This is a genomic window from Kitasatospora sp. NPDC001132, from assembly GCF_053598415.1.
In genome coordinates this window covers 1-20,954 of record NZ_JBSFKF010000016.1, presented here as the reverse complement: position 1 = coordinate 20,954, position 20,954 = coordinate 1, and the positions used below count along the sequence as shown (strand labels likewise).

The 20,954-nt window shown below is 73.6% G+C and carries 16 protein-coding genes and 1 tRNA gene; 9 read left to right on the top strand and 8 right to left on the bottom strand.

The genetic code is table 11. The annotated features are described in order from the left end of the window. The first annotated feature begins 20 nt into the window (after positions 1 to 20). The 4 genes from snpA (ACWDBE_RS21510) (at position 21) to ACWDBE_RS21495 (ending at position 4,699) form a co-directional block, all read left to right on the top strand. Positions 21 to 662 carry a snapalysin gene (gene snpA, locus ACWDBE_RS21510; protein WP_449789652.1) on the top strand — a complete coding sequence of 214 codons (642 nt, stop codon included), beginning with the start codon at positions 21 to 23 and terminating at the stop codon, positions 660 to 662. A gap of 310 nt (positions 663 to 972) precedes the next feature. Then, entirely contained in the window at positions 973 to 1,605 is a 633-nt protein-coding gene (gene snpA, locus ACWDBE_RS21505) for a snapalysin (RefSeq protein ID WP_449808802.1), read from the top strand. 161 nt (positions 1,606 to 1,766) lie between these two features. Next, positions 1,767 to 2,426 carry a pentapeptide repeat-containing protein gene (locus tag ACWDBE_RS21500; protein WP_449808801.1) on the top strand — a complete coding sequence of 220 codons (660 nt, stop codon included), beginning with the start codon at positions 1,767 to 1,769 and terminating at the stop codon, positions 2,424 to 2,426. A gap of 191 nt (positions 2,427 to 2,617) precedes the next feature. Continuing rightward, entirely contained in the window at positions 2,618 to 4,699 is a 2,082-nt protein-coding gene (locus ACWDBE_RS21495; protein WP_449808800.1) for a phosphocholine-specific phospholipase C, read from the top strand. Between the two features lie 69 nt (positions 4,700 to 4,768). On the opposite strand, the gene ACWDBE_RS21490 is transcribed toward ACWDBE_RS21495, so the two are convergent. The 3 genes from ACWDBE_RS21490 to ACWDBE_RS21480 form a co-directional block, all read right to left on the bottom strand. After that, entirely contained in the window at positions 4,769 to 5,752 is a 984-nt protein-coding gene (locus ACWDBE_RS21490) for a hypothetical protein (RefSeq protein ID WP_449808799.1), read from the bottom strand. Between the two features lie 154 nt (positions 5,753 to 5,906). Next, positions 5,907 to 6,446 carry a carboxymuconolactone decarboxylase family protein gene (locus ACWDBE_RS21485; protein ID WP_449789605.1) on the bottom strand — a complete coding sequence of 180 codons (540 nt, stop codon included), beginning with the start codon at positions 6,444 to 6,446 and terminating at the stop codon, positions 5,907 to 5,909. Between the two features lie 143 nt (positions 6,447 to 6,589). Further along, on the bottom strand, positions 6,590 to 7,396 hold the full coding sequence (locus ACWDBE_RS21480; protein WP_449808798.1) for a phosphoribosyl-dephospho-CoA transferase MdcG domain-containing protein: 807 nt from the start codon (positions 7,394 to 7,396) through the stop codon (positions 6,590 to 6,592). Between the two features lie 189 nt (positions 7,397 to 7,585). On the opposite strand from ACWDBE_RS21480, the gene ACWDBE_RS21475 reads away from it, so the two are divergent. Continuing rightward, the gene (locus tag ACWDBE_RS21475) at positions 7,586 to 7,798 is read left to right on the top strand and encodes a hypothetical protein (RefSeq protein WP_449789603.1); all 213 of its coding nucleotides are present in this window, start codon (positions 7,586 to 7,588) and stop codon (positions 7,796 to 7,798) included. A 9-nt stretch (positions 7,799 to 7,807) separates the two neighbouring features. On the opposite strand, the gene ACWDBE_RS21470 is transcribed toward ACWDBE_RS21475, so the two are convergent. Continuing rightward, positions 7,808 to 11,047: a S41 family peptidase gene (locus tag ACWDBE_RS21470; protein ID WP_449808797.1), complete on the bottom strand. Its 3,240-nt coding sequence runs from the start codon at positions 11,045 to 11,047 to the stop codon at positions 7,808 to 7,810. A gap of 200 nt (positions 11,048 to 11,247) precedes the next feature. On the opposite strand from ACWDBE_RS21470, the gene ACWDBE_RS21465 reads away from it, so the two are divergent. Then, positions 11,248 to 12,948, top strand: coding sequence for a chitinase (locus ACWDBE_RS21465; RefSeq protein WP_449808796.1), 1,701 nt, complete (start codon positions 11,248 to 11,250; stop codon positions 12,946 to 12,948). A gap of 135 nt (positions 12,949 to 13,083) precedes the next feature. Next, the gene (locus ACWDBE_RS21460; protein ID WP_449808795.1) at positions 13,084 to 14,271 is read left to right on the top strand and encodes an MFS transporter; all 1,188 of its coding nucleotides are present in this window, start codon (positions 13,084 to 13,086) and stop codon (positions 14,269 to 14,271) included. Here the strand turns inward: ACWDBE_RS21460 and ACWDBE_RS21455 are convergent. From ACWDBE_RS21455 to ACWDBE_RS21440, 4 genes are all read right to left on the bottom strand, one after another. Further along, positions 14,268 to 14,897, bottom strand: a complete 630-nt coding sequence (locus tag ACWDBE_RS21455) for a DJ-1/PfpI family protein (RefSeq protein WP_449808794.1) — start codon at positions 14,895 to 14,897, stop codon at positions 14,268 to 14,270. The two genes, ACWDBE_RS21460 and ACWDBE_RS21455, sit on opposite strands and share 4 nt — an antisense overlap. Further along, the gene (locus tag ACWDBE_RS21450) at positions 14,897 to 15,868 is read right to left on the bottom strand and encodes a GlxA family transcriptional regulator (RefSeq protein WP_449789598.1); all 972 of its coding nucleotides are present in this window, start codon (positions 15,866 to 15,868) and stop codon (positions 14,897 to 14,899) included. Before ACWDBE_RS21450 ends, ACWDBE_RS21455 begins: the two co-directional genes overlap by 1 nt. A gap of 170 nt (positions 15,869 to 16,038) precedes the next feature. After that, positions 16,039 to 16,112 (bottom strand) — tRNA-Lys (locus ACWDBE_RS21445). A 73-nt stretch (positions 16,113 to 16,185) separates the two neighbouring features. Continuing rightward, positions 16,186 to 17,094, bottom strand: coding sequence for an NADP-dependent oxidoreductase (locus ACWDBE_RS21440; protein ID WP_449789597.1), 909 nt, complete (start codon positions 17,092 to 17,094; stop codon positions 16,186 to 16,188). Between the two features lie 159 nt (positions 17,095 to 17,253). Between ACWDBE_RS21440 and ACWDBE_RS21435 the strand changes: the two genes are divergently transcribed. Together ACWDBE_RS21435 and pgi are read left to right on the top strand one after the other, a co-directional pair. Next, positions 17,254 to 18,837 carry a Na+/H+ antiporter gene (locus ACWDBE_RS21435; protein WP_449789596.1) on the top strand — a complete coding sequence of 528 codons (1,584 nt, stop codon included), beginning with the start codon at positions 17,254 to 17,256 and terminating at the stop codon, positions 18,835 to 18,837. Positions 18,838 to 19,077: 240 nt separating this feature from the next. Further along, positions 19,078 to 20,739 (top strand): glucose-6-phosphate isomerase, encoded by a 1,662-nt coding sequence (pgi, locus tag ACWDBE_RS21430; protein ID WP_449808793.1) that lies wholly within the window; start codon positions 19,078 to 19,080, stop codon positions 20,737 to 20,739. The last annotated feature ends 215 nt before the right edge of the window (positions 20,740 to 20,954 follow it).

The window sequence follows — 20,954 nt, the reverse complement described above, 5'->3', positions numbered from 1 at the left end:
CGCGAAACCGGAGCCCCCACATGAATCGATCCGTGCTGTCCGCCGCACTGGGCCTCGCCCTCGCGGCCGGCCTCGCGACCCTGCCCGCCACCGCGGCCTCAGCGGCCCCGGCCGGGTCGGCCCTCCAGGGCTACACCCCCTCGACGTCCGCCGGTCCGGCCGCGGAGGCGGCGGACAACCAGGCCTTCTTCCGGGCCGTGATGGCCTCGGCCAAGGCCCGGCAGGCCGCCGACCCGTGGCTGCTGACCGTCACCGTCACCTACGACACCGCGAACGCGCCCTCCTTCACGAGTCAGATATCCCGGGCTGCGCAGATCTGGAACGGCTCGGAGCGCAACGTGCGGCTCCAGGAGACCGGCGGCAACGGCGACTTCTCGTACTACGAGGGGAGCGACAGTCGCGGCTCGTACGCCAGCACCGACGGGCACGGCCACGGCTACGTCTTCCTCGACTACCAGCAGAACCAGCAGTACAGCTCGCTGCGCGTGGTGGCGCACGAGACCGGTCACGTGCTCGGCCTGCCCGACGACTACTCCGGCCCGTGCAGCGAGCTGATGTCGGGCGGCGGCCCCGGCCCGTCCTGCACCAATCCGTACCCCGACGGCAACGAGCGCGGCCAGGTCGACTACCTCTGGTCGAACGGCCTGGCGGCGCGCGACTGACACGCCCGCAGGCGGGTTCGGCGCGGCGGGCCGCCCGGCCGGAATCGGGCGGCCCGCCGCTCCGGGTACTTCCCCGCACGGAGCCTAGCCGCCGCCGGAACGGAATGCCAGGGGCACGAATGAGTCAAGCCGAGGAAAAGACGACTCAATTCCGTTCCACGGCAGGGGTATTGGATCGTGCTATCGCGGGTTGGCATCATCCGCGCACGCACCGGGTTGCCCGAAGCTCTGGGGACACCACCCGTTGACCAGGTGTTCCCCGTGGCCGGCCCCCAACCGGCCACGTCACCCCAGGAATCGGAGCCCCCACATGAAGCGATCCGTGCTGTCCGCCACCCTCGGCCTCGCCCTCGCGGCCGGCCTCGCCGTCCTGCCCACCACCACCGCCGCCGCCGCCGCCGCGGCGCCGGCCGCCCCGGCCGTGCAGGGCTACACGGCCACGACGTACGCCGGTTCGGCCGCGGAGGCGGCGGACAACCAGGCCTTCTTCCAGGCCGTGATGGCCTCCGCCAAGGCCAAGCAGGCCGCCAACCCGGGTCTGGCGACCGTCACCGTCACCTACGACGCCAGCTCCGCCCCGTCCTTCCGCAACCAGATATCCCAGGCCGCGCAGATCTGGAACAGTTCGGTCACCAACGTCCAGCTGCGGTCCGGTTCGGCCGCCGACTTCCGTTACTACGAGGGCAACGACAGCCGCGGCTCCTACGCCAGCACCAACGGCCACGGGCGCGGTTACGTCTTCCTCGACTACGCGCAGAACCAGCAGTACAGCTCGGTGCGCGTGGTGGCGCACGAGACCGGTCACGTGCTCGGCCTGCCGGACCACTACTCCGGCCCGTGCAGCGAGCTGATGTCGGGCGGCGGCCCCGGCACCTCCTGCACCAACCCCTACCCGAACAGCGCCGAGCGCACCCGGGTCAACTCGCTCTGGGTGCGCGGCTGACCCGGAGCCTTCCCACGGCCCGGGCCGTGAGACCCGGACCGGCCGCGTCGGTGCGGCCGGTCCGGGGCACCGCCGCGTCGGTGCGCCGCCGGGGGCTGTCGGTGCCGCGTGCGAGCATGCGGGCGAGACCCCTCCGCCCCCGACCGCCAGGAGCCACCGCCATGCCCCGTTCCGTCCCCGACCGGCTCGCCGACCTTCCGTACGCCGAGCTGCTGCGCCCGCACGGCGGGCCGCTGCGCAGCGACGAGCGCTACGACACCGCGCACTTCGACGGCGGCGAGCACAGCGACGAGTCGGGCGCCGGGGCGGCCTTCCTGGAGTGCGCCTTCACCGGCGTCGCGCTCAGCGGGGTCAAGCTGCGCCAGGCCCGGTTCAACGAGGTCTGGGTGCAGGCCGGCCGCTGGGTCGCCTGCGACCTGAGCGACTCCGAGTGGCAGGACAGCGCCTTCGTCGGTGGGGTGCTCGCCGGGGTCGCCGGGTACGGTTCGGCGCTGCGCCGGGTGGTGTTCCGCGGCTGCAAGCTGGAGGCGGTCAACCTGCGCTCGGCCGTCCTGCGGGACGTCGTCTTCGAGGACTGCCTGCTGCGCGACGTGGACTTCGGCGAGGCGAAGCTGACCGGCGTGTCCTTCCCCGGCTCCACGCTGGAGGAGGTCCGGCTGCGCGGCGCGACGCTGAGCCGGACCGACCTGCGCGGGGCCGTCCGGCTCGGACTGGTCGACGGCCACCAGGGGCTGCGGGGAGCGGTCATCAGCTCCACCCAACTGCTGGAACTGGCGCCGCAGTTCGCCCACGCGCTGGGGATCGAGGTCAAGGACCGCTGAACACCCCGGGATGTGTCCGTCCTCCTCCGCCCGTTCAGCCGGGCGTCGCCCGGTGACACCCGGAGGAACAGTCCGCCAATCCTGCCGCGCGCATCTGGTGGGCCGCCTCGCGCACGGTGGAGACTGCTGCGCGATCGAGTGAGCCCCGACTTGTGTACACAACATCGCCAGCGAAGGGACGGGCCGGGCTGATGGCCGAGTTGAGTCGAAGGAAGTTCGTCACGCTGTCCGGTGCCGCCGCGGCGGGCCTCGCCGTGGCCGGCACCGGCACCGGTGCCGCGGGGGCCGCCCCGAGCGGCACGGCCGTGACCGCCGCCACCACCGCACTCAGCACGACCGGCACCATCACCGACGCGCGGCACGTGGTGATCCTCATGCAGGAGAACCGCAGCTTCGACCACTACTTCGGCATGCTGCGCGGCGTGCGCGGCTTCGCCGACCGCAGCGCCATCCAGATCTCCGGCGGCTACAGCGTCTTCAACCAGCCGAACGGCCTGTTCGGCCGGCAGTACCCGTGGCAGTTCAGCCAGACCAAGCCGGCCGGCGGTGCCGACCCCGAGCGCCTGGCCCAGTGCAACGGGGACCTCAGCCACGGCTGGTCCGACCAGCACAAGGCGTGGAACGGCGGCAAGCTGGACTCCTGGGTCGCCGCCAAGGGCAACGTCCGCACGCTCGGCTTCCTCACCCGCCAGGACATCCCGTTCCACTACGCGCTGGCCGAGAACTGGACCATCTGCGACGCCTACCACTGCTCCGTACTGAGCGCGACCGGCCCCAACCGCACCTACCACTGGTCCGGCCAGATCGACCCGGCCGGCGCCGCCGGCGGCCCGGCCTACGACGGCGGCGACGAGAAGGGCCTGCGCTGGCAGACCTACGCCGAGGCGCTGGAGAGCGCGGGCGTCAGCTGGAAGGTCTACCAGAACGCCGCCGACAACTACGGCGACAACGCCCTGGCGTACTTCAGCAACTTCACGGGCGCCGCGGCCGGCAGCCCGCTGGCCGTCAAGGGCATGGGCTCGGTGCCCAAGGCCACCGGGCGGACCCCGGACGACATCGCCGCCGCGATCAAGGCCGACGTGCTGGCCGGCACCCTCCCGCAGGTCTCCTGGATCGTCGCCGACCAGGCCTCCTCCGAGCACCCGTACGCCACCCCGGCCGACGGCGCGCACTTCGTCCACATGGTGATCGACGCGCTCAACGCGGACCCGAACGTCTTCGACTCGACCGTCCTGTTCCTCAACTACGACGAGAACGACGGCTTCTTCGACCACGTCCCGCCGCCGGCCGCCCCGGCCGGCACCCCCGGCGAGTTCTACAACGGCACCAACATCGGCCTCGGCTTCCGCGTCCCGCTGATCGCCGTCTCGCCCTGGACCCGCGGCGGCTGGGTCAACTCCGAGACCTTCGACCACACCTCGGTGCTGCGCTTCCTGGAGGTCTGGACGGCCGCCCTCGGCAAGCCCGCCACCTGCCCGAACATCAGCGACTGGCGCCGCAAGGTCTGCGGCGACCTGACCAGCGTGTTCGACTTCGCCAACCCGGTGTACGGCCTGCCCGCGCTGCCCGACACCTCGCAGACCATCGGCCTGTCCGCCTGCGGCCCGCTGCCCAACCCGGCCCCGGTGAACAACCAGCTGCCGGTGCAGGAGCCCGGCACCCGCCCGGCGCGCGCCCTGCCGTACCAGCCGAACGCCAACCTGGACCACTGGGACGCCGACGCCAGTGGTGTCATGCACGTCTGGGTGAAGATGTCCAACGAAGGCGCCGCCCGCGCCGCGCACTTCGCGGCCTACGCCAACGCCTACCGCGGCGGCGGCCCCTGGCAGTACACCGTCGACTCCGGCAGCCCCGCCACCGACTTCTTCAACTGCGGCACCAACGGCTTCGGCAGCGGCAAGTACGACCTGACCGTCGTCGGCCCGAACCGCTTCCTGCGCCGCTTCACCGGCGACCTCACCAAGGCGGGCAAGAGCGCGGCCGTCACCGCCTCGTACGCGGTCGAGCCGGGGACGGGCAAGCTTGCGCTCTGGTTCAAGCTCGCCAACTCGGGCAGCACGCCGATGACCTTCACCATCGCCTCGAACAACTACCGGACGGACGGCCCCTGGACGTACCAGGTCCCGGCCGGCGGCAGCGTCGACGACTTCTTCAACGCGGTGGCTCACACCAACGGCTGGTACGACTTCACCGTCACGGTGGACGCCGACAGCAGCTGGTCCCAGCGGTTCACCGGCCACCTGGAGACGGGCGCGCCGAGCGTCACCGGCTGACCGCTCCCGGCGTCGCGGGCCCCGACCGCTCACCGGTGGTCGGGGCCCGCGGCGGTTCTGCCGCCGGCCTCAGGACCAGGGGGAGGGCGGGAACCAGATGTAGCCGAGCCGGCCCAGGATCCGCACGTCCCAGTAGACGACGGTGAAGACCCCGGCGACCAGGAAGGCCGCCGCGGTCAGCACGCTGATCCGGGCGGGCCCGGCCGCCAGCCGGCGCTGCAGCCGCCCGCCCGCCGTGTAGGTGAGCAGCACGAACAGCAGCGCCATGACCGCGATGTTGCCGATCGACTGCAGGAGGAACGCGCCGGCGCCGTAGACCGGGTTGTGGCTGTCGGCGGCGTGCCGGAACAGGTCGCGGAAGAGCGGGTACGGCCGGCCCACCAGGAAGCCGCCGATCAGCGCGCCGACGAGCACCAGCGGCGCGTTCGGGAAGCGGCGGGAGAGGCCGGCCAGCGGGTCCCGGACCAGACCGACGGCGGCCAGGCCGAGCACGATCATCACGAGCCCGATCAGGCCGAAGGTCACCATCGACTGGATGGACCGGGGCGTCAGGCCCTTGGCCGCGGCCGTCGAGAACTGCGGCATGTGCGTGCCGACGAGGCCGACCAGCGCCCCGTAGGCGGCGGAGACCGGCGCCATGCCGGCGAATACCCACCCCAGTGGCCGGGCGACGTGCAGCAGCCTGCCGCGCAGCGAGGGCGTCTGCCCGACCAGCGGGCCGACCGCGCCGAAGGCCGCGATGTTGCAGGCGGTGAACGAGCCGGCCAGTCCGGAGACGAAGGCGAACAGGATGCCGGAGAGCACTCCGGTGATCGGCGTGCCGTGGGCGTCGTGCCCGAGCAGGGCGTCGGCGCTGCTGAAGCCGATCTCGTCGTCGACCAGCTTCGCGTTCCAGGCGTACGCCAGCAGCAGTCCGCCGGCGGTACTGAGCAGCAGGGTGAGCCAGCGCCGCCGGGGGAAGTCCCCGGTGACGAACAGCGAGGTTCGGGAAGCGAGTTGACGCGGGGTGGGATCGGCCGGCGTGTTCGGCCGGCCGGACGCGAAAGTACTCATGGCGGAGCCTCGATTCGGCAGTGGGCCCGGTGCTCGACGGCTGACATCCTGGCGGTGCGGCCGGTCGGCCGCTTCTTCCGTCGTGCCGTGTCGGAACGCGCTCGGGCGGCGCCGTCCGAGGACGGCGCCGCCCGATCCGCCGGGTTTCCTGGGATCAGTTCCCGTTGCTGTAGCCGGAGTCGACGATCCGCTTCGCTCCCTCGGCGTAGTAGCCCGGGTCCGCGGGGAGGTCGGTGGCCAGGCAGTCGACGTACCGGTTGTACATGCAGAACGCGGCGGCGATCAGCACGGTGTCGTGGATCTCGGTGTCACCGGCGCCGGCCGCGCGGGCGGCCGCCACCGCCTCCGGCGAGACCGGCGCGGCCTGCGCCTGCACCTGCGCCGCGATCCGCAGCAGGGCCCGCATCCGTTCCGGGAGCGGCGCGGACGAGAGGTCGGCCAGGGCCGCCTTCACCAGGTCCTCGCCGCCGTCCAACTGCGCCGCGGCGAAGGCGCTGTGGGCCCCCTCGCAGAAGCGGGTGCCGTTGAGGTGGGAGACGTACGCGGCGACCAGCTCGCGCTCGCCCCGGCTCATCGGGGCCGGGGCCCGCAGCAGCGCGTCGGCCAGCATGCCCAGTGGGGCGGCGGTGTCCGGACGCAGCGTCAACAGGCCGCTGATCCCCGGAAGTCCGTTGTCGATGGCGATGTGCGGCACGGTGTGCTCCTTCGGCTGGGCAGGACGGACGGCGCTCCATCCTCACGAGCGCCGGGCCGGGCCGCCAACTCCGAGATTGCCCTGATCGGACGGGAGCGACCGGCAGGTTCTGCCTGCCCTGCCGGCCCCGCCGGTCCGGGCGCTCAGGCGAAAGGCCCCCGGGGGAACCAGGGGTCGTGGACCTCCCGGGGCCCGTCGGAGGTCAGCAGGGTCAGGCTGTGGGCACCGGAGGCGTACTCGGCCAGTTGGACCGCGCCGTGCCGGGTCTCCAGCTCGGCCTGCACGGGCACCGGCAGCTTGGTCAGCGCCCGCCGCAGCTGCAGGGCGTCGCGCCGGCTGATCGGCTGCGGGGAGCGCAGCACCAGCCGCAGCGGGCTGAGCGGCCCCGCCACCGGCACCCCGCTGCCCAGCTCGTAGCCGACCGCGCCGATCGGCCCCCAGGGGAGCCGGTGGTCCGCCACCAGCCGGCCGACCTCCGGCAGCAGGGCCAGCGCCGGGACGGCGGCCAGCCGCTCGGGGGCCAGCCGCTCGCGCCGTCCGGCGAGCTGCTCGGGCCGCAGCGTCCTGGCCACCGCCGCCCAGGGGGCCAGCGCGTCCATCCGCTGTCCGGGGCGCGGGCCGCGCACGGTCACCGGGAACCACAGCTCGGGCGCCGCCTCCGGGTCCCGGGTGCAGCGCTGGGGGTGCGGCAGGTCGGCCGGGTTGCCGACCACGGCGGGCGCCCGGCCGACCGTGACCCAGGGGTGCGCCCGCAGCACCGCCCGCGCCCAGTCCGGCAGCTCGCCGCCGGCGAGGGGCCGCAGCGAGCTGGGGCACTGCATCAGCAGCAGGTCGTGGGTGCCGGGCAGCCGGCCGTCCAGGGCGGCCAGCGGACCGACCCGCCGGCGCGGTCCGTCGTGCGGGTCCTCGGCGGTGCGCCGGGCGTGGCTTCCGGGGTGTACGACGGTCACAGCGGGCTCCAGAGGGTGGCGTCGATTTTCGCCGACGGCCCCAATCTGCGCCCGGCCGGCGGCCCCCGGCTACGGCCCTTGGGCGCGTCCACCAGGGACCAAAGGCTCAAGGTGCGCCCGTGGGCACCCGGTGTGAGAGTGGGGGCAGCCCGGTCATCAGACTTTCCGTCCATTCCCTTTGGAGGAGTCATGGGCATCTTCGAGAGGTTGTTCCACCGGTCGCAGCACGAGTCCGCCGGGCAGGAGGCCGCCCAGCGTGCCGCCCTCGCCCACGACGAGGCCGCCGACGCGTACACCAATGACGTCGAGCGCACCCGGAACCAGCAGGAGAAGCTCGCCCAGGAGGAGGCCGACCGGCGCGCCGCCGAGAACATGACCTCCGAGGGCGACCCCTGGGACTGAGCCCCGGACTCAGCCCGTACGGGGCGGCAGCGGCGGGCGCCGCAGGTCAGGCCGGGGCGTGGACTCCGGCGGGGGCGCCGCGGCGGGCACGTCTTCCAGCAGCTCCAGAGCCAGCTGGACGGCGGTGACCAGTTCCGGGTGGCGCCCCCGCGCCCAGTCGCGCGGGGTGCGCAGCACGTGCACGTCCGGCTCGACGCCCTGGTTCTCCACCGACCAGCCGAGGCCGCCGCCGAACCAGGAGGCGTTCTTCGGCACCGAGATCTGGGTGCCGTCGCCGAGGGTGTGCCGCCCGCTCATCCCGACCACCCCGCCCCAGGTGCGGGTGCCGATCACCGGGCCGAGCCCGAGCAGCTTGATCGCCGCGATGATCACGTCGCCGTCCGAGCTGGTGGCCTCGTCGGCCAGCGCCACCAGCGGTCCGCGCGGTGCGTGCCGGGGCCAGCGCACCGGGTGGCGGCCCCGGCTGAAGTCCCAGGCCAGGACGTGCCGGGAGAGCTTCTCCAGCACCAGTTCGGAGACGTTGCCGCCGGCGTTGCCGCGCACGTCCAGGACCAGTGCGGGCTTGTCCAGCTCGCGCCGCAGGTCCCGGTTGAACTGCGCCCAGCCGGAGCCGCCGAGGTCCGGGATGTGCAGGTAGCCGCACCGCCCGTCGCTGTACTCCCGGACCAGGGAGCGCCGTCTGGCCACCCAGTTCTGGTAGCGGATGGGCCGCTCGTCGGTCAGCGGGGTGACCACGATCCGCCGCACCGGGCCGTCCGGGCCGCCGCGCAGGGCCAGTTCCAGGGTGCTGCCGCCGGTGCCGGCCAGCAGCGGCAGCGGTCCGCGCACCGGGTCCACCGGGCGGCCGCCGACCTCCAGGATCTCGTCGCCGTCCCGGACGCCCTGGGCGGCCAGCGGGGCGCGGGCGCGCGGGTCGGAGGTCTCGCCGGGCAGCACCCGGTGGACCAGCCAGCGGCCGTCGGGGGACCGGCGGGTGTTGGCGCCGAGCAGGCCGAGCGGCTGCTGGGCGAGGACGGGGCCCTCGGCGCGCCGGGACGGGGTGACGTAGGCGTGCGAGGTGCCGAGCTCGCCGAGGAGTTCGCGCAGCAGGTCGGCGAAGTCGTCGGGGGTGCAGACCCGGTCCAGCAGCGGCTCGTACTGGGCGACCAGCGCGGGCCAGTCCAGGCCGGACATCCGCTCGTCCCAGAACTGGTCCCGGACGATCCGGGCCGCCTCGTGGTACGCCTGGCGCCACTCGGCGGCCGGGTGCACGGTGTGGGTGATCCGGCGCAGGTCGACGGTGGTGCCGGCGGCGGGGGCGGCGACCGGGATCACCCGCAGCGCCCCGGCCGAGTAGACCGCGATCGAGCCGCCGTCCCCGGAGACGGCGTAGCCGTCCAGCTTGTCGACCAGGGTGCTGCGGGTGCCCCGGACGAGGTCGAAGTGCTCCAGCGAGGGGCGCCCCGAGGTGTCCTCCGGGCTGGCGAAGGTCTGTCCGAGGGTGCCGGAGATCGGCCAGCGCAGCCAGACCAGGCCGCCGCGCACCGCGTCGGTGGCCGAGTACTTGGAGGTGATCACCGGGAACTGGAGCAGCCGCTCGCCGATGCCCTCCGGGTCGACCCGGACGGTGCCGTCGCCGCCGCCGTCGCCGAGCGGGGCGCCGTCCTCGGCCGGGGCGGCGAACGGTGAGGGGGTGTCGGCGGCGAGCGACACGAGGTACGGGCGGCAGCCGACCGGGAAGGAGAGGTCGCCGGTGTGCACGTCGTGGACCGGATCGAAGCCGCGCCAGGACAGGAAGGCCAGGTAGCGGCCGTCCCGGGTGAACACCGGCTGCTCGTCCTCGAACCGGCCGTCGGTGACGTCGGTGGTCCCCGCGGGCGTGTCGGCGCGGGTGAGCCGGATGCGGCGCAGCGAGCGCCCGGCGACCGGCTCGGACCAGGCGATCCAGTGCGAGTCGGGGGAGAAGCGGGCGCTGGAGACCGGTCCGTAGCCGGAGGCGGCCACCTCGCGGACCTCGCCGTCGGCGGCGGAGAGCAGCAGCAGCCGCCCGTCCGAGGTGGCGACGGCGAGCCGGCTGCCGTCGGGGGAGGCGGTGAGCTCCAGGACGCGGCCGATCCGGCCGGCGGCGAGCAGCCGGTGGTGGTGCCGGTCCGAGCCCTGGTGGCCCGGCGGCCCGGCGTGGCCGGGCAGCGGCACCACCTCGATCGCGTCGGCTCCCTCGGCGTCGGTGATCCAGGCCGCCTCGCCGGTGTGCCCGAGCACCACCGGCAGCCGGGTGCGCACCCCGGGGGTGTCGGCGAGCGCGCGGGCCGGACCGTCCTTGTGGGTGAGCCAGTACTGGCTGCCGCGCACGGTGATCACCCCGGCCCGGCCGGTCTGGTCGCAGGCGAGGTCCTTGACCTGGCCGGCGGTGTTGACCTGGTACGGGCGGCGGCCGGCCCGGGCGCCGCCGAGCGGGACGTGCAGCCGGTGCGGGGCGGGGGCGTCCAGGCCGTCCAGCAGCCAGAGGTCGCCGGCGTGCTGGTAGACGATCCGGGTGCCGTCGGTGGCGGCCTCGCGGGCGTAGTAGGAGGCGTGGTCGGTGTGCCGGCGCAGGTCGGTCCCGTCCGGGCGGCAGGAGTAGATGTTGCCGATGCCCTCGTGGTCGGAGAGGAAGGCGATCCGGCTGCCGAGCGCTCCGGTGACCGGCATCGGTGCGGCGAGGTGCCCGGTGTGCTCGGGCAGGATCCGCTCGCCGTCCACCCAGAGCCGGCCGGTGGCGCCGCCGCGGTAGCGCTTCCAGGCGGCCGGCTCGTGCGGGGCGGCGCCGGTGAGCAGCACGGTCCGCTCGCGGCTCATCTGGGCGTCGCCGACCGGCCCCCAGGGCATCCGGCGGCCGGGGGAGCCGTCCGGCGGCAGGGCGTGCGCCCAGGTGTAGTGGCCGAAGGGCTCGTGGTAGGAGGTGACGGCCAGCACCTCGCCGTCCGGCAGCCAGCCGCGCACCCGGGTGTCGTGGCTGCCCCAGAAGCTGAGCCGGCTCGCCTGGCCGCCCTCGACCGGGGCGGTCCACACCTCGGGGGTCAGGCCGAACCAGCTGGTCCAGGCGAGGGTGGTGCCGTCGGGGGAGAAGCGGGGGTGGCTGACCCGGGTGCGGTCGCAGCCGACCCGCCAGGCCCGACCGGCGCCGGCGCCGTCGGCGTCCAGCGGGGCGATCCAGACGTCGTCCTCGGCGGTGAAGGTGAGCAGGCCGCCGTGGAGGTGGGGGTAGCGGAGGTAGCCGGGCGGGGTCACCCCTCCATCCTTCGACGGGGTGTCACCCCCGGCAACCGGAGAAGTCGGGAACCGGTCTGGACCATTGACACCGCCCTGTCGAATCCACTTCAGTGGTCTAGTCCAACTTGGGTGCCAGGCCGGGCCGTTCCCCCCACTGGCGCGTGCTCCGGCGTGCCCTCGGACGTCCCCCACGACCGCGCCATCGCAGGAGCACCCGCATGCGCAGAACACCCATGCCCAAGACCCCGGTCAGGGGCCGCCGCGCGGCCCTCGCCGCCGGTACCGCCTCCGCCGTCGCCGCGGCCGCCCTGGTCGGCGTCACGCTGGGTCTGGCGCCCGCCGCCTCGGCCGGCGAGTTCCTGGTCAACGGCGGCTTCGAGTCCGGCTCGCTCGGCCCCTGGAGCTGCACCGGCGACTCCGGCAGCGTCGTCACCGCCCCCGTGCACGGGGGCGGTCGCGCGCTCGCCGCGGGCGCCACGGCCGGCGACACGGCCCAGTGCGCCCAGACCGTCACCGTCGCCCCGAACACCACCTACACGCTCAGCGCCTTCGTCAACGGCTCGTACGTCTACCTGGGCGTGGACGGCGGCGGCCCGAGCACCTGGACGCCGGGCACCGGCGGCTCGTACCAGAAGCTCAGCGTCAGCTTCACCACCGGGGCCAACCAGACCAGCGCCACCGTGTACACCCACGGCTGGTACGGGCAGGGCACCTACTACGCGGACGACATCTCGCTGGACGGCCCGGGCGCGCCCAGTCCGACGCCCACGCCGACCGCCACCGCCTCCCCGACCGCCACCGCCTCGCCGACCGCGACGCCCACCGGCACCCCCTCGCCGACCGCGACGCCGACCGGGACTCCGACGGGCACCCCGACCGGCACGCCCACCAGCCCGCCCGCCGGCAGCCACGCCCTGGTCGGCTACCTGCACGCGAGCTTCGCCAACGGCGCCGGCTACACCCGGATGGCCGACGTCCCGAACTCCTGGGACTTCATCGACCTGTCCTTCGGCGAGCCCACCTCCGTCACCTCCGGCGACATCCGCTTCAACCGCTGCCCGGCCACCGAGTGCCCGACCGTCGAGTCGGACGACGAGTTCAAGGCCGCCATCGCCGCCAAGCGGGCCCAGGGCAAGAAGGTGCTGATCTCCATCGGTGGCCAGAACGGCCAGGTCCAGCTGACCACCGCCGCCGCCCGGGACACCTTCGTCAGCTCGGTCTCGGCGATCATCGACAAGTGGGGCCTGGACGGCCTGGACATCGACTTCGAGGGGCACTCGCTCTCCCTCAACACCGGTGACACCGACTTCAGGAACCCGACCACCCCGGTCATCGTCAACCTGATCTCCGCGCTGAAGACCCTCAAGGCCAAGTACGGCCCGGGCTTCGTGCTGACCATGGCGCCGGAGACCTTCTTCGTCCAACTTGGCTACCAGTACTACGGATCCGGCCCCTGGGGCGGCCAGGACCCGCGCGCCGGGGCGTACCTGCCGGTCATCCACGCGCTGCGCGACGACCTCACCCTGCTGCACGTCCAGGACTACAACTCCGGCTCCATCATGGGCCTGGACAACCAGTACCACTCGATGGGCGGCGCCGACTTCCACGTCGCGATGACCGACATGCTGCTCAAGGGCTTCCCGGTGGCCGGCAGCGCGAACAACGTGTTCCCGCCGCTGCCCGCCTCCAAGGTGGCCATCGGCATGCCGGCCACCACCAACGCGGGCAACGGCTACATCGCCCCGGCCGAGGTGAACAAGGCGCTCGACTGCCTCACCAGGCTGGCCAACTGCGGTACTTACGTGCCGCGTTCGGGCGCCCAGCCGAACCTGCGCGGACTGATGACCTGGTCGATCAACTGGGACCGGTTCGGCGGCCAGGAGTTCTCCAGGAACTTCAACGGCTACTTCGGCCGCTGAGCCACTGAGCCGTTGAGCCACTGAGCCGTTGGGTCGCTGAGCCGTTGAGCGGCCGATCCGACGGGCCGCCGGCCCCGATCGCCCGCGGGGCCGTGCTTGAACCTGACACCGGTGTGAGGTCCAAGCATGGTCCCCATGGCGACCACACAGCTCACAACCCCGCTACCCCACAAGCCCTTTCCACTCCCCGCCCTGCTCGCACTGGCCACCGCGGTCTTCGTCACCGGCCTCACCGAGAACCTGCCGGCCGGCGTGCTGCCCGGGATGAGCGCGGCGCTCGGAGTCAGCGAGTCCGCGGCCGGGCAGACCGTCACCGTCTACGCGATCGGCTCCGCCGCCACCGCGATCCCGCTCAGCGCGGCCACCGCCGGCTGGGGCCGCAAGCGGCTGCTGCTCACCGCGATGGCGGGCTTCGTGGTGGCCAACACCGTCACCGCGGTCTCCACCAGCTACCCGCTCACGCTGGCCGCCCGCTTCCTCGCGGGCGTCGCGGCCGGCCTGGCCTGGGCCCTGCTGGCGGGGTACGCGCGCCGGCTGGTACCGGTCGAACAGCAGGGCCGGGCCATGGCGGTCGCGATGGCGGGCGTGCCGGTGGCGCTGTCGCTGGGAGTGCCGGTCGGCACTTTCCTCGGGCAGGCGCTCGCCTGGTGGGTGCCCTTCCTGGCCATGACGGCACTGGCGGTCGGCGTGATCGGCTGGATCGCGGCGCTGCTGCCGGAGCAGCCCGGGCAGCCGGCCGGCGGGCGGGCACCGGTCCGGCAGGCGCTCACCGTGCCCGGTGTGCGGCCGGTGCTCACCGTGACGGTGCTCTACGTGCTCGCCCACACCATCCTGTACACCTACGTCGCGCCCTTCCTGGACCGGGCCGGCCTCGGCGGCGCCACCGGCACCGTGCTGCTGGTCTTCGGGCTGGGCTCGCTGGCGAGCGTCTGGCTGACCGGCGCCCACATCCACCGCCGGCTGCGGCGGCTGACGATCCTCGGCACGCTGCTGGTCGCGCTGGCGGCGGCCGCCCTCTCCGGGTGGTCCGCCGACGCGCCGCCGGTGTACGTCGCCGCACTGTGCTGGGGCGTGGGCTGGGGCGGCGCCCCGACCCTGCTGCAGACCGCGCTGGCCGACGCGGGCGGGGAGCGGGCGGACGCCGCCCAGGCCGCGCTGGTGACCCTGTGGAACGCGGCGATGGCGGGCGGCGGCGTGGTCGGCGGGCTGGTCCTGAGCGGCCTGGGCACCGGCGCCCTGCCCTGGACGGTGCTCGCGCTGGTGCTCCCCGTCCTCGCCGTGGTCACCGCCGCCCGCCGCCACGCCTTCCCGCCCCGGCGTTAGCGCTCCATCAGCCGGTGCACCGCCTCGACCACCTCGGGGGAGGCCTTCGCCATGGAACCCGACACGTACGGCGGCTGGGGGTCGTACTCGATCAGCAGCTGGATCGCCTGCGCGGTGGTGTCCCCGCTGATCAGGCCGGCCAGCGTCAGCGCGAGGTCGATCCCGGCCGAGACGCCGGCGGCGATGGCGTACTTGCCGTCGATGACGACCCGCTCGGTCCCGGTCGGCTCCGCCCCGTACGCGGGCAGCCGGTCCAGGACGCCCCAGTGAGAAGTGGCCCGACGGCCCTTGAGCAGCCCGGCGGCGCCCAGCAGCAGCGAGCCCGAGCAGACCGAGGTGGTCCAGGTGGTGGTCGCGTCCACCCGGCGCAGCCAGTCGAGCAGTTCCTCGTTCGCGAGCTGCGCCTGCGTGCCGGGCCCGCCGGGCACCAGCAGCAGGTCGGCCGAGTCCACCTCGTCCAGGGTGGCCTCGGCGGTGATCGACAGGCTGCCGACGTCGTTGCGCACCGGCCCCCGTTCGGCGGCGGTGAACACCACCTCGGCGCCGGGGATCCGGGACAGCACCTCGTACGGGCCGACCGCGTCCAGGGTGGTGAAGTCGGGGTAGAGCAGGATGGCGATGCGCATCAGTGACCTCCGGTCGGTTCGGGTCGGAAGCGGCGTCGGTACTCGGCGGGCGGGGCGGCCAGGGCCCGGACGAAGGCGCGCCGCATCGCCTCCGGGGTGCCGTAGCCGCAGGAGCGCGCGATCTCCTCGACGCCGTCGTCGGTGTCCTCCAGCAGCCGCCGGGCGGCCTCCAGCCGGACCCCGTCCACGTACCGGCCCGGGGTCACCCCCACCTCGGCGGCGAAGGCCCGGGCGAAGTGCCGCGGCGACAGCGCCGAGCGGCAGGCCAGGGCCTCCACCGAGAGGTCGCCCTCCGGGTGCTCGGCGATCCACCGCTGCACCTCGCGCAGCGGCTGCCTGGCCGCCACCTGGGCGGCCAGCTGGGTGCTGAACTGGGCCTGGTTGCCCGGTCGGCGCAGGAAGACCACCAGGTGGCGGGCGACCAGCAGGGCCGTCTCCCGTCCCAGGTCCTCCTCGACCAGGGCCAGCGCCAGGTCGATCCCGGCGGTGACCCCGGCCGAGGTGGCGACGTTCCCGTCCCGGACGTGGATCGGGTCCGGGTCCACCTCGACGTCCGGGAACCGCCGGGCCAGCTCCTCGCCATAGGCCCAGTGGGTGGTCGCCCGGCGCCCGGCCAGCAACCCGGCCTCGGCGAGCAGGAAGGCGCCGGTGCACACCGACACCACCCGCTCGGCCCGGCCGGCCAGCTCCCGGATCCGGGCCACCAGTGCCGGGTCGGCGAGCTTGGTGCCCTCCCCGCCGGGAACCAGCAGGGTGTGCACCGGTCCGACCTCGGCCAGGTCCGCGTCCGGCAGCAGCCGCAGTCCGCTGTGGCTGCGCACCGGACCGCCACCGGGGGAGGCCGTGGTCACCCGGTACGCGTCCGGCTGCCCGGAGGCCTTGTCCGCACCCGCGAACACCTCCAGCGGGCCGGTCACGTCGAGGCTCTGCACGCCCTCGAAGAGGACGATGACCACGTTGCGCGCTCTCATGCGACCAGCCTCCCAACGGGTGACGGTGGCAGCAATGACCTGTTTCCCACCTTTCCTGCCATCCGCCGCGCGGGCGGACGCGGAAACGGCGGGCGGACTCGGGAAGAAGCAGGGGGACGCGGAAACGCCGGAAGGCCCCTCGCTCTCGCGAAGGGCCTTCCGGCTGTCTGTGCGCCGCCAGGGACTCGAACCCCGGACCCGCTGATTAAGAGTCAGCTGCTCTAACCAACTGAGCTAGCGGCGCCTGCTGACGTGGAGAACATTACCTGGTCAGCAGCCGAAACTCACAATCGGGCCGGAGCGGGGGCCCGGCCCGCTCACATGGTCAGCACCACCTTGCCCCGGACGTGCCCGGCGCCGACCAGCCGGTGGGCCTGGGCGACCCGCTCGATCGGGAACGACTCCTCGACCTCCAGCCGCAGCGCGCCGGCCTCCCACAGCTTCACCAACTCGGCCAGCCGCCCGGCCGTCCGCTCGCCCCGCAGCCCTCGGACGCCCAGCCGCTCGGCGCCCGGGTAGTCGACCACGGTGCCGATCCGGCTCCGGTCGGCGACCAGTTCCACGGAGGCCTCCAGGGCGCCCCGCCCGGCGGCGTCGAACGCCGCGGTCACCCCCTGCGGCGCCACCGCCCGGACCCGCTCGACCAGCCCCTCGCCGTACGCGACCGGCACCGCGCCCAGCTCCCGCAGGTACGCGTGGTTGCGCTCGCTCGCGGTGCCGACCACCGTGGCGCCCCAGGCCCGGGCCAGCTGGACGGCGACCGTGCCGACCCCGCCCGCGGCGCCGTGCACCAGCACGGTGTCGCCCGGGCCGACACCCAGCCCGGTGAGCGCCACGTGCGCGGTCTGGCCGGAGGCGGAGAGCGAGCCGGCCTGCTCCCAGGGCATCCCGGCGGGCTTGGCCACCAGCCGGCCGGCGTCGACCGTGACCCGGTCGGCCTGGCAGCCCAGCACCCGGAAGCCCAGCACCTCGTCCCCGACCCGCCAGTCGCCGGCGTCCTGGCCGAGGGCGTCCACCACTCCGGCGAACTCGTTGCCGAGGACGAACGGCGGCTCGACCGCCGTCCCCGGCGGGCGGAACCCCTCGCGGATCGCGAGGTCCACCGGCTGCACCCCGGCCGCGTACACCCGTACCCGCACCTCGCCCGGCCCGGGTTCCGGGTCGGGCACCTCGGCGACCCGCAGGACCTCCGGACCGCCGCTCCGCGTCACGGTGACCGCCTTCATCCTGTGCCCACCCCTCTCCGATCGTTCCGATGCCGACGATCCTCCGACCTGAAGTGCACTTGAGGTCAAACCCTTGTTCAGCGTGTCGACAGCAATGGGCGCATTGTCAGATTTATCCTGGACGGCGCTCAGCCGTCCGTCGTCGAGAGGAACCTCCCCGTGGGCCAGCTGCCCCTGTTCTTCCTGGTGCTGCTCGCCTCCGTGGTGACCATGCCGCTCGGACGGAAGACCGGAGTGCCGCAACCGGTACTGATGACCCTCCTCGGCATCGTCATGGCCCTCGTCCCGCAGATCCCGGACGTCACCATCGAGCCCGAGCTGATCCTGCCGCTGGTCCTGCCGCCGCTGATCTTCGCGGTGGCCCGGCGCTCCTCGGTGCGCTACTTCAAGGCCAACGCCCGCTCGATCCTGCTGCTGGCGGTCGCCCTGGTGGTGGTCACCACGGTCGCCGTGGCCGGCACCGTGCACTGGCTGCTGCCCACCCTGCCGCTGGCCGCCGCGATCGCGGTCGGCGCGCTGGTCTCCCCGCCCGACCCGGTCGCCGCCGTCGCGGTGGCCGGCAGCGTCGGGCTGCCCCGCCGCCTGGTGGCGATCCTGGAGAGCGAGGGGCTGTTCAACGACGTCACCGCGATCGTCATCTACTCGCTGTCCATCGAGGCCATGGTCAGCGGCGACTTCTCGGCCGGCGACGCGGTGCTGCGCTTCGTGCTGTCCGCGGTGCTGGCCGTGGTGGTCGGCGTCGCGCTCGGCTGGGTCAACACCAAGCTCGCCGAACGGCTGGACGACCCGACCCAGCAGGTCGCGCTCAACCTGCTGGTGCCCTTCGCCGCGTACGCCCTGGCCGAGGAGATCCACGGCTCCGGCGTGCTCGCGGTCGTGGTCTGCGCGCTCTACCTCGCCGAGCGGGCCTCCGACGCGGACGCCGTCTCCTACCGGCTGGTCGGCAACGCCTTCTGGGAGGTGGTCGAGATCCTGATCACCGGCGTCGCCTTCGGCCTGATCGGCCTGGAGCTGGCCACCGTGCTCAAGGAGGCCGGCCGCGGCTGGACCGGCTTCATCGGCGACGCGGCCGTGGTCATCGCCGTGGTCGTCCTGGTCCGGCTGCTCTGGCTGCTGCCGGCCGGCTGGCTGTCGAAGAAGCTGCGCTCCGGCGACGACGAGGACACGCCGTTCAGCTGGAAGGAGAGCGTGATCCTCTGGTGGTCCGGCATGCGCGGCGTGGCCACCGTCGCCCTGGCGCTCGCCATCCCGCTCACCCTGCACTCCGGCGAGGACTTCCCCGAGCGCGGCCGACTGGTCTTCATCGCCTTCAGCGTGGTGCTCTTCACCCTGCTGGTGCAGGGCCTGACCCTGCCCTGGCTGGCCAAGCGGTTCGAGCTGGACATCGACCAGGACAAGCACGAGCAGGCCGTGCGCCAGCTCTGGTGGCGGGCCGCCAAGGCCGGGCTCAGGCGGCTCGGCGAGATGGAGGAGCAGGACCGGCTGCCCGCCGAGGTCGCCGACCGCCTGCGGGACCGTCAGCACGACCGGCTGGCCCGGCTCTGCCCGGAGAACTACGCCGAGGAGGAGGCCGCCGAGGCCAGGCTGCGGATGGCCCAGTGGCGGGCCGCCCGGGACGTCGAGCAGGAGATGATCGCCGCCTCCCGCCGCGAGATGCTCGCCGCCCGCAGCGAGCCCGGCGCCGACCCTGAGCTGGTCGACCAGGTGCTGCGCGGACTCGACCTGCGCTCCGAACGGAAGTGACGGGGCGTCCACTCGCCCCGCGGCGCACCGTCCGCGTCCCGCAGTGCACCGTCCGCGTCCCGCGGGCGCACCGTCCGCGCCCGCGGGGCGGAATGTGCGCGACCGGCCCCGGGGTTGCATAGGCTGAACCCGGGCAGGCCGTCAACGGAGTCGGCGCACCACCAGTACCCGCACGACCTCGGCGAACCCTCACGCCTGGCCCTGCCGGTTTCTGCACCCAGATGAATCGAGGACCCACCGATGTCGGAGACCCGCGCCGACGCCCGCACCCCGCTGGACCGCACCCCGCAGTGGGCCGCCTTGGCCAAGCACCGGGCCGAACTGGGCGACACCCACCTGCGTCAGCTGTTCGCCGCCGACCCCGAGCGCGGCCGCCGCTACACCCTCCAGGTCGGCGACCTGCACGTGGACTACGCCAAGCAGCTGGTCACCGACGAGACGCTGGAGCTGCTGCGCGAGCTGGCCGCCGCCACCGGCGTCGCCGAGCTGCGGGACGCCATGTTCCGCGGCGAGAAGATCAACAACACCGAGCACCGCGCGGTCCTGCACACCGCGCTGCGCGCCCCGCGCGGCGCCGTGATCGAGGTCGACGGCGAGAACGTGGTGCCCGCGGTGCACGCGGTCCTCGACAAGATGGCCGCCTTCGCCGACCGGGTCCGCAGCGGCGAGTGGAAGGGCCACACCGGCAAGCCGATCCGCACCGTCGTCAACATCGGCATCGGCGGCTCCGACCTCGGCCCCGCGATGGCCTACGAGGTGCTCCGCTCGTACGCCAAGCGCGACCTCGACGTCCGCTTCGTCTCCAACGTGGACGGCGCCGACCTGCACGAGGCGGTCCGCGACCTCGACCCGGCCGAGACGCTGTTCATCGTCGCCTCGAAGACCTTCACCACCATCGAGACCATCACCAACGCGGTCTCCGCCCGCGACTGGCTGCTCACCGGCCTGCGCGCCGACACCGACGCGGTGGCCAAGCACTTCGTCGCGCTGTCCACCAACGCCCAGGGCGTGCAGGACTTCGGCATCGACACCGCCAACATGTTCGAGTTCTGGGACTGGGTGGGCGGCCGCTACTCCTACGACTCGGCCATCGGCCTCTCGCTGATGATCGCCATCGGCCCGGACGCCTTCCGCGAGATGCTGGACGGCTTCCACCTGGTCGACGAGCACTTCCGCACCGCCCCGCCGGAGCAGAACGTCCCGCTGCTGCTCGGCCTGCTCGGCGTCTGGTACGGCGCGTTCTTCGACGCCCAGGCGCACGCGGTGCTGCCCTACTCGCACTACCTGTCCAAGTTCACCGCCTACCTGCAGCAGCTGGACATGGAGTCCAACGGCAAGTCGGTGACCCGCGACGGCACCCCGGTGGACTGGCAGACCGGCCCGGTGGTCTGGGGCACCCCCGGCACCAACGGCCAGCACGCCTACTACCAGCTGCTGCACCAGGGCACCAAGGTCATCCCGGCCGACTTCATCGGCTTCGCCAAGCCGGTCGCCGACCTGCTCCCCGGCCTGGTCGCCCAGCACGACCTGCTGCTGGCCAACTTCTTCGCCCAGACCCAGGCGCTGGCCTTCGGCAAGACCCCGGAGGAGGTCGTCGCCGAGGGCGTGCCCGCCGAGCTCGTCCCGCACAAGACCTTCAAGGGCAACCACCCGACCACCACCATCCTGGCCGGCGAGCTGACCCCGTCGGTGCTCGGCCAGCTGGTCGCGCTCTACGAGCACAAGGTGTTCGTCCAGGGCGCGGTCTGGAACATCGACTCCTTCGACCAGTGGGGCGTCGAGCTGGGCAAGGTGCTCGCCAAGCGGATCGAGCCGGTGCTGCTCACCGGCGAGGGTGCCGACCAGCTGGACAGTTCCACCGCCGAGCTGGTCGCCCGCTACCGGGCGCTGCGCGGCCGCTGAGCCCGGGTCGGGCCGTCCGCTCCGGCGGGTCTCCCGGTCGGGTCTCCCGGTCGGGTCTCCCGGTCGGGGCCCCGACCGGGGTCTCTCGGTCCGGGCTTCTCGACCTAGGGAGGCGCCGGAAACACCGGAAACGCCGGAAGGCCCTTCGCTCTCGCGAAGGGCCTTCCGGCTGTCTGTGCGCCGCCAGGGACTCGAACCCCGGACCCGCTGATTAA